At 68.4% G+C, this 13094-nt stretch carries 13 protein-coding genes; 2 read left to right on the top strand and 11 right to left on the bottom strand.

Features of this window, described 5'->3' with window-relative positions; all coding sequences use genetic code 11:
- Positions 1-105 precede the first annotated feature (105 nt).
- On the bottom strand, positions 106-1635 hold the full coding sequence (locus AruCF_RS23765) for an MFS transporter (RefSeq protein WP_049076647.1): 1530 nt from the start codon (positions 1633-1635) through the stop codon (positions 106-108).
- A 124-nt stretch (positions 1636-1759) separates the two neighbouring features.
- Between AruCF_RS23765 and AruCF_RS23760 the strand changes: the two genes are divergently transcribed.
- A complete protein-coding gene (locus tag AruCF_RS23760) occupies positions 1760-2623 on the top strand; it encodes a LysR substrate-binding domain-containing protein (protein WP_049076645.1) in 864 nt (287 codons plus the stop codon).
- A gap of 75 nt (positions 2624-2698) precedes the next feature.
- On the opposite strand, the gene AruCF_RS23755 is transcribed toward AruCF_RS23760, so the two are convergent.
- Together AruCF_RS23755 and AruCF_RS23750 are read right to left on the bottom strand one after the other, a co-directional pair.
- Positions 2699-2890 carry a DUF2970 domain-containing protein gene (locus AruCF_RS23755; RefSeq protein ID WP_006390012.1) on the bottom strand — a complete coding sequence of 64 codons (192 nt, stop codon included), beginning with the start codon at positions 2888-2890 and terminating at the stop codon, positions 2699-2701.
- A gap of 86 nt (positions 2891-2976) precedes the next feature.
- Positions 2977-3900, bottom strand: coding sequence for a LysR family transcriptional regulator (locus AruCF_RS23750; RefSeq protein ID WP_049076642.1), 924 nt, complete (start codon positions 3898-3900; stop codon positions 2977-2979).
- A 320-nt stretch (positions 3901-4220) separates the two neighbouring features.
- Here AruCF_RS23750 and AruCF_RS23745 point away from each other — a divergent pair, with 320 nt between their 5' ends.
- On the top strand, positions 4221-5555 hold the full coding sequence (locus AruCF_RS23745) for a DUF3100 domain-containing protein (RefSeq protein ID WP_049076640.1): 1335 nt from the start codon (positions 4221-4223) through the stop codon (positions 5553-5555).
- A gap of 164 nt (positions 5556-5719) precedes the next feature.
- On the opposite strand, the gene AruCF_RS23740 is transcribed toward AruCF_RS23745, so the two are convergent.
- The 8 genes from AruCF_RS23740 to AruCF_RS23705 form a co-directional block, all read right to left on the bottom strand.
- Complete coding sequence (locus AruCF_RS23740; RefSeq protein ID WP_049076637.1) at positions 5720-6301, bottom strand: hypothetical protein; 582 nt, start codon at positions 6299-6301, stop codon at positions 5720-5722.
- Between the two features lie 133 nt (positions 6302-6434).
- Positions 6435-7256, bottom strand: coding sequence for a class I SAM-dependent methyltransferase (locus AruCF_RS23735; protein ID WP_144419176.1), 822 nt, complete (start codon positions 7254-7256; stop codon positions 6435-6437).
- Positions 7257-7662: 406 nt separating this feature from the next.
- Positions 7663-8268 carry a glutathione S-transferase gene (locus AruCF_RS23730; RefSeq protein ID WP_049076635.1) on the bottom strand — a complete coding sequence of 202 codons (606 nt, stop codon included), beginning with the start codon at positions 8266-8268 and terminating at the stop codon, positions 7663-7665.
- A gap of 25 nt (positions 8269-8293) precedes the next feature.
- Positions 8294-10000: an FAD-dependent oxidoreductase gene (locus AruCF_RS23725; RefSeq protein ID WP_049076633.1), complete on the bottom strand. Its 1707-nt coding sequence runs from the start codon at positions 9998-10000 to the stop codon at positions 8294-8296.
- A 5-nt stretch (positions 10001-10005) separates the two neighbouring features.
- Positions 10006-10746: an SDR family NAD(P)-dependent oxidoreductase gene (locus AruCF_RS23720; protein ID WP_049076632.1), complete on the bottom strand. Its 741-nt coding sequence runs from the start codon at positions 10744-10746 to the stop codon at positions 10006-10008.
- Between the two features lie 8 nt (positions 10747-10754).
- The gene (locus AruCF_RS23715; protein WP_049076630.1) at positions 10755-11510 is read right to left on the bottom strand and encodes an SDR family NAD(P)-dependent oxidoreductase; all 756 of its coding nucleotides are present in this window, start codon (positions 11508-11510) and stop codon (positions 10755-10757) included.
- 13 nt (positions 11511-11523) lie between these two features.
- Positions 11524-12243, bottom strand: coding sequence for an ABC transporter ATP-binding protein (locus AruCF_RS23710; protein WP_024070589.1), 720 nt, complete (start codon positions 12241-12243; stop codon positions 11524-11526).
- A complete protein-coding gene (locus AruCF_RS23705; RefSeq protein ID WP_049076628.1) occupies positions 12236-13000 on the bottom strand; it encodes an ABC transporter ATP-binding protein in 765 nt (254 codons plus the stop codon). The genes AruCF_RS23710 and AruCF_RS23705 overlap by 8 nt, the downstream gene beginning before the upstream one ends.
- Positions 13001-13094: the final 94 nt, after the last annotated feature.

Below are 13094 nucleotides of genomic sequence, written 5' to 3'. Positions count from 1 at the left end.
GGGCGGGGACTGGGGGATTCATAACCGTAACAGGCAGCTGCTTCGAGCGTCTAAGTCATTCTGGTAATAAGCGTATGCCTGCGGCGTACGCCTGCGTGGCGGCGTTCAGCCGCCGGACCCGGCGACGGCCCGGGGACGCGGCCGGGCGCCCCGGAAGGCGGCCAGGCTGGCCAGCGCCAGCAGGCCGACGGCCGCCGCGCCGTACAGCATCACATCGCCGAATCCCTGCGTCAGCGCGATCCGGGCCACGTCCGCGGGGATGGCGGGCGCGGCGCCATCGCCCAGGTTGCCCGCCGACAGGGCCTCGGCCATGGCGCGCAGCGTGGCATCGGCGGGCGCCTGGGGCCAATGGCGGCGCAGCGACGCCAGGACGCTTTCGACCAGCAGGAATCCCATCAGCGCGATATTGATGGACAGGCTGATCATGCGCACGCTGATGTCGATGCCCGAGGCCATGCCGGCGCGGTCGCCGGGCACCGCGCCCGTGGTGGTGTTGGTCACGGCCGTGTTGATCAGGCCCAGGCCGGCGCCGGCCAGCAGGCAGCCGGGCAGCATTGTCAGCCAGCTGGCCTGCGCGACGCCGCTGCCCCATTTCATCAGCGCGAAGCCCAGGCAGATGGCGAACAGGCCGGCGGGGATCACCGTGTCGGGGCGGTAGCGCAGCGCCAGCTTCTCGCCCAGCGGCGGCGCCACCAGGGTCGGCAGGGTGTAGGCCAGCAGCGCCAGGCCGGTGCCCAGGCCGCCATAGCCCAGGCCGTTCTGGAAATACAGCGGCAGGTAGATCATGAAGGGCCAGAAGCTGAAGTTCATGGCGGCCGACGCCAGCAGCGCGCCGGAGAAGCGGCGGATGCGGAATACCGCGAAGTCGAACATCGGGTCGGCGCAGCGGCGTTCGGCGATCACGAAGACGACCAGCGCCAGGATGGCCGCGCCCAGGCTGGCGAGGGTCGCCAAGCTGGCAAAGCCCGCCGATGGCCCCTGGGTGATGAACCAGGCCAGGCCGAACACCGCCACTGACAGCGAGACGATGCCGGCCACGTCCAGCTTGCGCTGGCGCGGATCGCGCGATTCGTCCACGCCCTTCCACGCCAGGCCCAGCGCGATCAACGCCAGCGGGCCGTGCGCCAGGAACACCCATTGCCAGCTCGCTACCGCCACGATGGCCGAGCCGATGACGGGGCCGAATCCCAGGCCGACGCCGAAGGCGATGCCCCAGGCGCCAAAGGCCCGGCCGCGCGCGGCGCCGTCCTGGAAGCGGTGCGACAGCACCGCCACCTGGCAGATCAGCATGGCGCCGCCAGACAGGCCTTGCAACGCGCGTCCGGCGATCAGCACGCCGGTGTCCTGCGCCCAGCCGCAGACCAGGGAGGTCAGGCCGAACACCGCCAGGCTAGCCAGCAGCAGGCGCTTGCGGCCGTAGCGGTCGGCCAGCGTGCCCGCGGCCATCAACACCGTGGTGCAGGCGATGGTGTAGGCGTTCATGATCCATTGCAGTTCCTGGAAGCCGCTGTGCAGGGCCTGTTCCAGCGTGGGCAGGATCACCGGCACGCTGGAAATCTCCAGGCCGAACATCAGGGCGGCCAGGCAGACGGCGGCCAGCGTAAAGCTGTTTTTCTGCGCTATCGAAAGCGGCATCGGGGTTCTCACGAGAGGTCGGCGGCGGGAATCCGCCGCGGGACCTCATTCTGGGAGCCTGTTAAAAATGATGGAAATGATTTAATTTCGTCGAATTAATTAATTTTCATCATGAGTTGATGCCATGGACTTCGATACCGCGTTGCTGCGCACCTACGTCGCGGTCAAGGAGGCCGGCGGGTTCACCCGCGCCGCCGAACGGCTGCACCTGAGCCAGTCGGCCGTCAGCCACCAGATCCGGCGCCTGGAGGAGCAGGCCGGCACCGCGCTGCTGGTCCGCACCACTCGCAGCCTGGCGCTGACCGAGGACGGCGAGGACTTCCTGCGCTACGCCGAACAGGTGCTGCGCGCCCAGGACGCGCTGGCGCGGCGCTTCCAGCGGTCAGCGGTGGCGGGGGCGGTGCGCCTGGGCGTGCCCGAAAACTTCATGGGCGAACGCCTGCCGCTGCTGCTGGCGCGGTTCGCGCGCGCCTTTCCGGCGGTGCGCCTGGACGTGGTGGTCGGCAGCTACCTGGATCTGCGCACCCAGGTCGAGGCGGACGCGCTGGATCTGGCCGTGGTGATGGCGTTGCCCAGCGAACCCGAGCGCGGCGCGATGCTGCGGCGCACGCGCTTCGTGTGGGCGGCCGCGCACGCATTCGATTTTCCCGATGACGAGCCGATCCCGCTGGCTTTCGCGCCATCGCCCTGTGTGCACCGGCTGGTGGGCGTGGATGCGCTGCAGGCGGCCGGTCTGGAATGGCGGGTGGCGTTCACCTCGCCCAGCCAGGAGGGCCTGCGCGCGGCGGTGCTGGCGGGGCTGGCGGTGACGGCGCTGCCGCATGAGGACGTGCGGCCAGGCATGGACGTGATCGACGGCCGCTACGGCCTGCCGCCGTTGACGCATGCTGACTTCAGGTTGATTTCCCGCCAGGTGGAACCGCAGGCGCCGGCGGTGCGGGCCTTCGGGCAACTGCTGACGGAAATGTCGGCGCTGGCGCTGCCTTAGCGTGCTGGCTCGCGGCTTCGCGGGCACGCGATCCATCCAGTGACTCCAGGGCGTCGTTGCCGATCGCGCGGCGGCCTACAGCGCGGCGTTGACCGCCCAGCGCGCCACCAGCACCAGGATCACGACCAGGCAGGCGGCCATCAACAGGCCGGTGAGGATCAGCGGGGCGGGCTTGTTGTGGGCGATGTCGGCGTCGTAGCCGCGGCCGCGGCGCACGCCGAAAAAGCCCCACAGCACGGATTTGACCGTGCGCAGGAAGCTGAGCATCGGGAAGGTCTCCGGACAAGGGATGCGGCCACTGTAGCCGCCCCGGCGCGGGCGGGGCAGATGCAGATCCGCCTCAGGCGACCATATCAGATGGCGCCGGCGGCGGGCGTGCCGATGCCGCGCACGATGTGGTCCAGCAGTTCGCGCGCGGCCGGCGAAATGTGGCGGCCGGCGCGGCTGAGCACGTGCAGGCTGCCCTGGTTGAGGATGGGGTTGGCCAGCGGCAGGCTCGCCAGCCGCAGCGCGGCCATGTCGGCGGTGACCGCGATCGGCGGCGTCAGGGCATAACCGATGCCGGTGGCGGCGAACTGCCACAGCGCCTTGAACGACGAGGTGGTCAGCACGTTGCGCAGCCGCACCTGTTCGCTGATCTCGGCGGCCTGGATGTGCTGGCGCACGCCGAAGCCTTCCTGCATCGCGGCGCCAGGGTAGTCGACCAGGTCGGTCAGCAGCAGCGGGCGCTGCAGGCGCGTCAAAGGATGCTCCTGGCGCACGATGGCGCGGATCGGCTCGGGGCGAGAGTAATGCGTGCGCAGCCGGGCGTCGTTGGGCGGCTGGAACACCAGGCCGATGTAGGCCTGGTCGTCGACGATGCGCTGCACGATTTCCGAGGTGCGGGCCACGTCGATGTCCAGCGTGACTTCCGGATGATTGCGCCAGTAGCCGGGCAGCACGCGGTCGAACATCAGTTCGACGAAGCCTTCGCCCAGCACCAGGTCGATGTGGCCGCGCTCCGCCTTGCGCAGGCTGTCGATCTCCGAGAAGAAGCTCTCCTGGATGTTCTGCTGGCGCTTCACATAGCGCGCCAGGATGTGGCCGGCGTCGGTCGGCACCACGCCGCGGCCGCGCCGTTCGAACAGCGCCATGCCGCAGTCGCGCTCCAGCGCGGCGATGGCGCGGCTGACGGCGGACGGGTCCATGTTCAGGACTTCGGCGGCGCCGCGCACCGAGCCGCGGCTCATGACCTGCATGAAGTAATGGGTGCGGCGGGCGTCGAGTTTTTCGTCCATGGCGGTGCTCCGTGGCGCAAAGGCATCGGTTCGGTCTGCAACATATTGAGGGTTTACCCTTATATATTGCTGGTTCTTGCAAAAAATTCCCTGTCCAGGGGCATCCGTTGCATTTTACGCAACACATTAGCCCTGGCGGTGTCATGGTTGGCCCGCCGGGCCCCGGGCGAAAATCGCCGCTGCCGCCCGCTCGCATCGCGAGCCGTCCCTACGGACCGCCCCGCGCACGCCGTCCCGCACCTGCCGTTCAGCGGGGCTGGCCCGCCACGGACATGCCGATCGGGCCGCGCCATACCTACTCACGTACTCAGGGGAATCCGATGTCTCAAGCCGGCGCCAGCCTGGCCATGCCCGCCATGTCGCTATCCAGCCGCCTCCGCATGCTCGTCGCCATCTTGCTGGTGGTGCTCGTGTCCGAAGCGATCGGCAGCGTTACCTTCGCGGTGGGCCCGGGCAAGATCGTTCTGCAGCCCATGCTCTGGGCCATCTTCATCGGCGCGGTCGTGGCCGCCTTCGGCCAGCGCCTGCCGGCCAACGCGGGTATCGACACCGCCATGCAGACCCGCATCAGCGGCTACCTGCAATACGCGCTGCTGCCGTTCCTGGCCAAGCTGGGCCTGATGGTGGGCGGTTCGCTGCCGCAGGTGCGCGAGGCCGGCTGGGCCCTGGTGTTCCAGGAATTCGGCCACTTCTTCGGCACCATGGCCATTGGCCTGCCGCTGGCGCTGCTGCTGGGCATCAAGCGCGAAGCCATCGGCGCGACGTTCTCGGTGGGCCGCGAGCCCAGCCTGGCGATCATCGGCGAGCGCTACGGCATGAATTCGCCCGAAGGCCGCGGCGTGATGGCCGAGTACATCACCGGCACCGTGATCGGCGCGCTGTTCGTGGCGCTGATGGCCGGCTTCATCACCAGCCTGAACATCTTCGATCCGCGCTCGCTCGCCATGGGCGCCGGCGTGGGCTCGGGCAGCATGATGGCCGCGGGCGTGGGCGCCATCGCTTCGCAGCAGACGCCGGAAGTGGCGCACCAGGTGGCCGCGCTGGCCGCCGCCGCCAACCTGCTGACCACGGTGGTGGGCGTGTACTTCACGCTGTTCATCTCGCTGCCGACGACTGTATTCCTGTACGGCAAGCTGGAGCCGGTGCTGGGCCGCTTCTCGCGCGGCAAGGCCGACACGGCCGCCGATGCCGCGGCCGCCACCGAAGCGCCGTCGCACGCCGTGAAGATGGGCTTCGGCGACCGCCTGACCGCCTACGCCGTGTGCGGCCTGTTCGCGCTGGTCGGCAATCAGTTCGGCTACAAGGTGCCGATCCTGGACGCGCTGCCCGGCATGCTGATCATCATCCTGCTGGTCGTGATCGCCGACCTGCTGCTGCGCGTGGTGCCCAAGCTGCCCGCCGTGGCGGTGCTGTCGCTGATCGCCATGACCGTGGGTTGCCCCGGCGCGGTGCCGTACTCGGACCAGATCATCGCCGCGGTCAACAAGGTCAACTTCCTGCCGTTCACCACGGTGATCCTGGCGATGGCCGGCCTGTCGATCCTGAAGGACCTGCCGGCCTTCCGCAAGCTGGGCTGGAAGATCGTGGTGGTGTCGCTGGCGGCCAACGCCGGCACCTTCCTGGGCGCGACGATGATCGCCGAGTTCTTCCACTGATCGGACCTCGCCGTCCGGCAAGTGAAAAGCCGCCCGTGTGGGCGGCTTTTTTCTTGCGTGGATCGGCGCAGCGGCGCACGTGAGCGTGATGTGAGGCGCCTCTACACGAGCCCTTCATGTCTCGCGCCAGGGCGCAAGGCGCGGGGCGCGCCTGCGCGGTTCAATCAAGTGCGCGCGTTGGGCCGGTAGCGGGCTTGATCGGTGACGTTCTCGGTGGGGCCGATGTTCTCGACCTTGGGGATGCCGAGGCCCGCGGCCTTCATGGCCACGGCGGTCTGCAGTTCCTGCACTTGCGGATTGCCCATGGCCACGCGGTAGGGTTGCAGCGGCGTCAGGCCCTCGATGGTGCCGAGGTCGTTGGCGCTGTCGGCGCGCAGCGCCACCGGGTCGGGGCGCGCCGAGAATTCGTCGATGGCGCGGCGCAGGCGGGCGTCCGCGTACAGGTCGCGCAGCTGGTCGACATTGATGGCGGCGGGCGCGGCGGCCGCGAGGGCGACCGCTTTGGATGGGGTGTTGGCGACGACGCGGCTGGTATCGGCGTCGTCGGCCTGCGGCGGGGCCGCGCGGGCGATGCGCTGGGCCTGCCACGCGGCCTGCGCCTGCGCGCTGCGTTGCGCCTGGCGCGTGGCGGCGTTACGGGCGGCCCATTCGGCTTCCCAGACGGGGCGGGTGTCGTCCAGCAGCGGAATGCGCGCGGCATACGGCGGGGCGACGCGGGCGATGGGGGAGACGGCGGTCACGTTCATGCGTGGGCTCCCGGTGCAGTGAGGTTACAGGTTGGTCTGGCCGGTATCTCGAAAGTTCAATATAGGGCCGCGCCGCCGCCGCTGGCATTTCAATCTGTAAGGAAAGGCACCTGATTCGAATCGCCCTGTGCAGTCAGGCTGACTCCGCGCCTGCCGAAGGACTTTTCTGGCTCACCAAAAAGAGATTCCGATTGAACAAGGTCGGACGAGACAGGTTGGTTCGGAACTGCGCTTTTTTTTCCGTCCAGAGGACGGGGTTATTCCGCAGCCTTCGTCGTGCTCTCCACATGGATTTGAGATTGAGCAGAACGATGATGGGAAGCAGAAATGGAATAAGCAGCAGGGAAGAGGTGCTCTTGTGTGTCGGCAGTTCGCGAATGTCAGTGAAACCGGCCACTCGATGTAGCGTGCGCAGGCGTTGGACGCCCGCCAGGAAGATGTGGCCGTAGTAGGTCCGCGTTTGGGAGGCCCCGCCGGGCCCGGTATGCTCCATGCGCCAGGCCGACTCTTCGGCGGCATAGGGTGTATCACGCAGCAGTTGGGACTCAAACACCAAGTTGGCCAATCTGCCGACCAAATTGGAAATATTGGGTGTCGTGATCACCAGCGTGCCGCCAGGCTTCAGTACACAGTGAAATTCCTGCAAGGCAAGCAATTGATTCGGCAGATGCTCGATGCCTTCCTGGCATACGACGATATCGATCGAGCCGTCCGGAATAGGCAGGCGTTCGGCCAAATCCGCGAATTGGGCTTGGCCATCCAGTAAAAAACTCTCTGGAAACAGATCATAGGCCAGTACGTCGGCCCCGGACTCCCGCAAAACGGCGGTTGCAGGACCATCGCCGCACGGGATATCAAGAGCAACCTTTCCATGCAGTGTCGGCAGCGATTGGATGTATTGCTTGACCCAGGGATAGATGCCGCTGGTGGGAAACTTTGGAACAGGCTTGCTCATGAATCGGTGGTGCCACGCATACAGCAAAACGATTGATCTGGTTCAGCGGCGATGAGCGCATTGGTCCGCCGCGGCTTGATCAACATGGTTACCGATCGGGCATCGTGAAATCAATATGTATGACAGGGCTGAGTTCCATATTCGCCCTTCACTCGGTCTGAAACTGATGGGACATGCTGCAAGTGGGAAAGAATGCAGCATCAGGTTTCAATGAATCGAGCATTCATGGCCCCGATATCTATTTGAAAAGTCGCGTGATCGACTCGAGCCATTTCACGATAAAAAAAGCCCCTGGCAAGCGCCAGGGGCGAGCGGCGGGCCCAAGGGGGCGCGCCGTACCGGGCGGCCGTTGCGCCTGGAGCCCGGCGGGTTCTCCAGGCCTGGCGGCCGCCCAAACCGGAGCGGGTCAGGCGTGCGGCAGCGTCGCCTGCATCGACGGGCGCTGGTTGAACGCCTTGAACCATGCGGCGACGGCGGGGTGGCCGGCGCGCCAGTCGAAATCGGGATAGCGGAAGTCCAGATAGCCCAGGGCGCAGCCGACGGTGATGGTGCCGATGTCCAGGCGGCCTTCCAGGCGGGCGGCGGTCTTCTCGAGCAGCGCCAGGCCATCGCGCACCTTGCCCATCTGGCCTTCGTACCAGCCGTCCCAGCGCAGCGGCTCGGGACGCAGCACGGTCTCGTAGCGCGCCAGCAGCGCGGCGCCCAGCATGCCGTCGCCCAGCGATTGCTCGGCCAGCGCGGCCCAGCGGGCGGCGCCGGTGGGGAACAGCGCGCCCTTGCCCAGGTCGTTCAGGTATTCGCAGATGACGCGGCTGTCGAACAGGCGCTGGCCGTCGTCGGTGATCAGCGTCGGTACCTGGCCCAGCGGATTGTCCGGGATGATGTTCTGGTCGCGGGCCACGGGGCCGGCGGCGCTGGGCAGTTTCTCGATGCGGTCGGCCAGGCCCAGTTCGTGGGCGATGACCATGCATTTGCGCACGAAGGGCGAGGCGGGCGAAAAGTAGATCTTCATGGGGTTCCTTGTCGGGGGTGGTGCGTCAGTGTTGGCCACGGGCCAGGTGTTGTCCAGCGACCCAGCCGAAAGTCAGGGCGGGTCCGAGCGTGATGCCGGGCGCGGGATAGGCGCCGCCCATGACGGAATGCATGTCGTTGCCGGCCACATAAAGGCCAGCGATCGGTTGGCCGGCGGCGTCCAGCGCCTGCGCGTTGCCATTGGCGGCGATGCCGCAGGCGGTGCCGATGTCGCCGGCATAGACCTTGACCGCGTAGTAGGGGCCGGCGCCGAGCGGGGCCAGGCAGGGGTTGGGCTGGTGCTCGGGATCGCCCAGGTAGCGGTTGTAGGCGGTGCTCCCCTTGCCGAAGTCGGGGTCCAGGCCTTGCGCCGCGTATTCGTTGTAGCGCGCGACGGTCGCGTGCAGCGCAGCGGGCGGCACGCCCAGTTTCTGCGCCAGCGCCTCCAGCGTTGCGCCTTGCAGCAGGTAGCCGGCATCGATGAGATGCTGGCGCGGCCGTCCGCCGGGCAGCGCCAGGCCCAATCCCCAGGTGTCGATGAAGCGCTGATCGCACAGCAGGAAGGCCGGCATGGTCGGCGCCTGTTCGTGGCTGCGGTACATGGCCTGCACGAAGGCGTGGTACGAGGTCGATTCGTTGACGAAGCGGCGGCCGGCGCCGTTGACGGCGATCAGCCCCGGCTTGGCGCGGTCCCACACCAGGTGCGGATAGTGCAGCCGCTTGCCGCCGGGTTGTTCCAGGATCGAAACCGGGGCCCAGAAGGCGGGGCTGGAATGCCCCTGGCCCAGCGCCGCGCCGGCCTCCTCGGCCAGGCGGATGCCGTCGCCGGTATTGTCGCGCGGCGACATCGACCAGTCGTCGGTGGGGTGGGGATAGGTCTGGCGGCGGCGCGTCGAATCCCACGGAAAGCCGCCCGTGGCCATGACCACGCCACGGCGGGCGCGGATGTTCATGCGCCGGCCTTGATGCTCCACGGTGGCGCCCAGCACCGCGCCGTCGGCGGCGCGCAGCAGCGCCAGCGCCGGCGTGTTGAGCCAGTACGGCACCTTGCGCGTCAGCATGGCGTGGAACAGTTGCGCGGCCAGCGCGTTGCCCAGCAGCAGGCGGGTGCCGCGGTGGTAGCCGCGCAGGCGGTCCGCGCCATAGCGCAGCACCAGCTTCATGGCGTGGCGCCACGAGGCGAACGCGCGGGTGGCGCGCAGCAGGTGGCGCACGTCGGTAATGCTGACCATCATGCCGCCCAGCACCGTGAATTCCTTGAGCGGATCGCGTAGCGTCCTGAAGTGACGGCCCAGCTTGCGGCCGTCGAATTCCACCGGATCGAGCGAGCGGCCGCCCATGGCGGCGCCGGGCAGATCGGGGTAGTAGTCGGGCGAGGCGGTGCGCGCGGCCACGCGCAGGAAGCCGCGCGCGACCAGGTCATCCATCATGCGCGGGCCGGCGTTCAGATAGGCGCGCTTCATCTCGTCGGAGGCCGCGGCGCCGACGGTTTCCTGCAGATAGGTCCAGACCTTGTCGAAGCTGTCCGGATGGCCGGCGGCCTCGGTCTGCGCGTTCAGCGGTATCCATAGCGCGCCGCCGGAAATGGCGGTCGAGCCGCCGATGCGGTCGGTCTTCTCGATGAGCAATACCTCCAGGCCCGCCACGTTGGCGGTCAGCGCGGCGCTCATGCCGCCCGCGCCCGAGCCGACCACGAGCGCGTCGACTTCCTTGTCCCACTTGATGCTGTCCATGCTGCCTATGCTCCCGACCCGCCCAGCGACTTGCCGCCGTCCACGAAAATCACCTGGCCGGTGATGAAGTCCATTTGCGGCGAGGCCAGGAACGACACCGCGTTGGCCACGTCTCGCGGCTGGCCGGCGCGGCCCGTGGGCTGCAAGGCCAGCTGGGCCGCCAGGCGCTCGGCGCTCAGGTTGCGCAAGAGCGGCGTGTCGATCAGCCCGGGGGCGATGGCGTTGACCAGGATGCCGCGCGGCGCCAGTTCCATGGCCGAGGCGCGGGTGTAGCCCACCAGCGCGGCCTTCGAGGCCACGTAGTGCGGATGGTTGCGGGCGCCCAGGTAGGCGCGCGAGGCGATGTTGACGATCTTGCCGCCGGCGGCCATGTCGCGCGCGGCTTCCTGCGTCAGCGTGGCCACCGCCAGCAGGTTGACGTCGAACATGCGGCGGTAGTCGTCGCTGGAGACGTCGAAGAATTTGCGTTCGTCGAACAGGCCGGCGTTGTTGACCAGCGCCGCCAGCGGCGCCAGTTCGCGCACCAGGGCGCGGGTGGCGTGTTCGTCGGCCAGGTCGACCACGCGGTAGTCCACATCCAGGCCCTGCGCGCGCAGCGCCTGGGTTTCCTGGTCGGCCAGGGCCGCGTTGCGGTCGGCCATGACGACCCGAAAGCCGTCGCGCGCCAGCCGTTCGACGATCGCCAGGCCCATGCCGCTGGCGCCGCCAGTGACCAGGGCGGTGCCGAGGGAGTTGAGGGGTTCCATATCGATTCCTATACGGCCAGGTAGCCGCCGTCCACCGGCAGCACCACGCCATTGACGTAGCTGGCCATGGCCGAGGCCAGGAACAGCACGGGGCCGACGATCTCGTCGGCGCGTCCGGCCCGCGCCATCGGCGCGCGCCGCATGTACCAGTCGGTGCCGTGGGCCTGGGCGCGCTGGCCGGCGGTCATCTCGGTTTCCATCAGGCCGGGGGCCACGGCGTTGACGCGCACGCCGTGCGGCGCCAGGTCGCGCGCCAGCACTTCGGTGAAGGAGCGCACGCCGCCCTTGGAGACCACGTAGCCGGCGGTCGAGATGCCGCAGCCGTAGGCCACGATCGAGCACAGGTTGACGATGGCGCCGCGGCTGGCCTTGAGCTGTTCGACAAAGGCGTGGGTGACGTTGAAGGTGCCTTGCAGGTTCACGTTCATCACGCGTTCCCAGATCTGCGGCGTCTGCGGATCGTCGAACGGCGCCCGCGCCGAGATGCCGGCGTTGTTGACCAGCACGTCGATGGGGCCGTGGCGCGCTTCGCATTCGGCGGCGAAGGCGCGCACCGCGGCGGCGTCGGTCACGTCCAGCGCGGCGTCGATGGCGCGGCCGCCGGCGGCCGCGATGTCCTGGGCGCTGGCGCGCGCCAGGGCGGGATCGAGGTCGGCCACGATCACGCTGGCGCCTTCGCGGGCGAAGCCCTGCGCGATGGTGGCGCCCAGGCCGCGTCCGGCGCCGGTGACGAGGACTCGCTTGTCTTGCATCATCAGGGTCATGGTGTGTTGGCTCCTAGCCGCCCAGGTAGGCGCGTTGCACGCCTTCGTCGCTGGCCAGCGCGGCCGATGCGCCTTCCAGCGCGATCTCGCCGTTTTCCAGGATGTAGGCATAGCTGGACACCGACAACGCCAGCTTCACGTTCTGTTCCACCAGCAGGATGGTGATGCCCTGCTCGCGGTTCAGGCGCAGCACGATGTCGAAGATCTGTTCCACCACCAGCGGCGACAGGCCCATGGACGGTTCGTCCAGCAGGATCATGCGCGGGCGCGCCATCATGGCGCGGCCGGTGGCCAGCATCTGCTGTTCGCCGCCAGACAGCGTGGCGGCCTTCTGTTCGAAGCGCTCGCGCAGCCGCGGGAAGGTGTCGCAGACCATGTCCAGGTCGGCCTTGACCGCCTGGCGGTCCTGGCGCAGGTAGGCGCCCATTTCCAGGTTCTCGCGCACGCTCATCTCGCGGAAGATCTCGCGGCCCTCCGGCACCTGCACGATGCCGCGGCTGACGATGGCGTCGGCCGGCTGGCGGTGGATGGCCTCGCCGGCAAAGCGCACGCTGCCGGCGGTGGGCGTCACCAGCCGCGAGATCACGTTGAGCGTGGTGGACTTGCCGGCGCCGTTGGCGCCCAGCAGCGCGACGATGGCGCCTTGCGGCACCTTCAGCGACACGTCCTGCAGGGCGCGGATATTGCCGTAGGCGGCGCTGACGGATTCGACTTCAAGCAGGTTCTCAGCCACCGGCGGCTCCCTTGCCCAGATAGGCTTCGATGACGCGGGGGTTGCTGCGCACCTCCGCGGGCGTGCCTTCGGCGATCTTCTCGCCGAATGACATGACGGTGATGCGATCCGAGATCGACATCACCAGCTGCATCACATGCTCGACCAGCAGCACCGTGATGCCGTCGCGTTCGCACAGCTCGGTGAGGATGCGGTCGAGCGTCTCGATTTCGCGGTTGCGCAGGCCGGCGGCGGGCTCGTCCAGCAACAGCAGCTTGGGCGAGATGGCCAGCGCGCGCGCCAGTTCCAGCATCTTCTGGCGGCCGAAGTCCAGGCTGCACGCGGGCGTGTCGAGGAAGTCGGCCAGACCGACGCGTTCCAGCAGGTGCTCGACGCGTTCGCGCGCCTCGGCATTGGCCGGACGCAGCAGGCGCGAGGCCGCGTTGGCGCCGTGCGCATAGGTGCCCAGCAGCGCGTTCTCGCGCACCGTCAGGGCGCTGAACAGCTCCAGGTTCTGGAAGGTGCGGGCCACGCCCAGCGCGGCCATCTCGTGCGGCTTCTTCTTCGTGATGTCGACGCCGTCGAACACAATGCGGCCCTGCGTCGGCCGGTAGTAGCGCGAGACGCAGTTGAAGGTGGTGGACTTGCCGGCGCCGTTGGGGCCGATCAGCGCGTGGATGCGGCCGCGCTCGACCTGCATCGACAGGCCGTTGATGGCGGTCAGGCCGCCGAACTTCACCGTCAGGCCCTGGACGTCGAGGTAGGGTTGGGCGCTCATGCCGCGCTCCTTTGCGTGGGTTTGGCGGTCGCGCCCTGCGCGTCCCGGCGCGCGGGCAGCGGCGCGGCCGGCGGCGGCGCGCGGCGGCGCGCCT

Origin of the sequence: Achromobacter ruhlandii (genome assembly GCF_002082135.1) — a bacterium.
Taxonomy (GTDB): Bacteria; Pseudomonadota; Gammaproteobacteria; order Burkholderiales; family Burkholderiaceae_B; genus Achromobacter; species Achromobacter ruhlandii.
The sequence above is the reverse complement of the archived record's forward strand: the minus strand, read 5'-3'. Positions and strand labels throughout refer to the sequence as shown.

What these genes read in the sequence shown, in the direction of transcription:
- AruCF_RS23715 (WP_049076630.1), bottom strand. Translation starts at nt 11,510, where the DNA reads ATGACCCTGATGATGCAAGACAAGCGAGTCCTCGTCACCGGCGCCGGA.
- AruCF_RS23760 (WP_049076645.1), top strand. Translation starts at nt 1,760, where the DNA reads ATGGACTTCGATACCGCGTTGCTGCGCACCTACGTCGCGGTCAAGGAG.
- AruCF_RS23705 (WP_049076628.1), bottom strand. Translation starts at nt 13,000, where the DNA reads ATGAGCGCCCAACCCTACCTCGACGTCCAGGGCCTGACGGTGAAGTTC.
- AruCF_RS23735 (WP_144419176.1), bottom strand. Translation starts at nt 7,256, where the DNA reads ATGAGCAAGCCTGTTCCAAAGTTTCCCACCAGCGGCATCTATCCCTGG.
- AruCF_RS23755 (WP_006390012.1), bottom strand. Translation starts at nt 2,890, where the DNA reads ATGCTCAGCTTCCTGCGCACGGTCAAATCCGTGCTGTGGGGCTTTTTC.
- AruCF_RS23740 (WP_049076637.1), bottom strand. Translation starts at nt 6,301, where the DNA reads ATGAACGTGACCGCCGTCTCCCCCATCGCCCGCGTCGCCCCGCCGTAT.
- AruCF_RS23750 (WP_049076642.1), bottom strand. Translation starts at nt 3,900, where the DNA reads ATGGACGAAAAACTCGACGCCCGCCGCACCCATTACTTCATGCAGGTC.
- AruCF_RS23720 (WP_049076632.1), bottom strand. Translation starts at nt 10,746, where the DNA reads ATGGAACCCCTCAACTCCCTCGGCACCGCCCTGGTCACTGGCGGCGCC.
- AruCF_RS23730 (WP_049076635.1), bottom strand. Translation starts at nt 8,268, where the DNA reads ATGAAGATCTACTTTTCGCCCGCCTCGCCCTTCGTGCGCAAATGCATG.
- AruCF_RS23765 (WP_049076647.1), bottom strand. Translation starts at nt 1,635, where the DNA reads ATGCCGCTTTCGATAGCGCAGAAAAACAGCTTTACGCTGGCCGCCGTC.
- AruCF_RS23745 (WP_049076640.1), top strand. Translation starts at nt 4,221, where the DNA reads ATGTCTCAAGCCGGCGCCAGCCTGGCCATGCCCGCCATGTCGCTATCC.
- AruCF_RS23725 (WP_049076633.1), bottom strand. Translation starts at nt 10,000, where the DNA reads ATGGACAGCATCAAGTGGGACAAGGAAGTCGACGCGCTCGTGGTCGGC.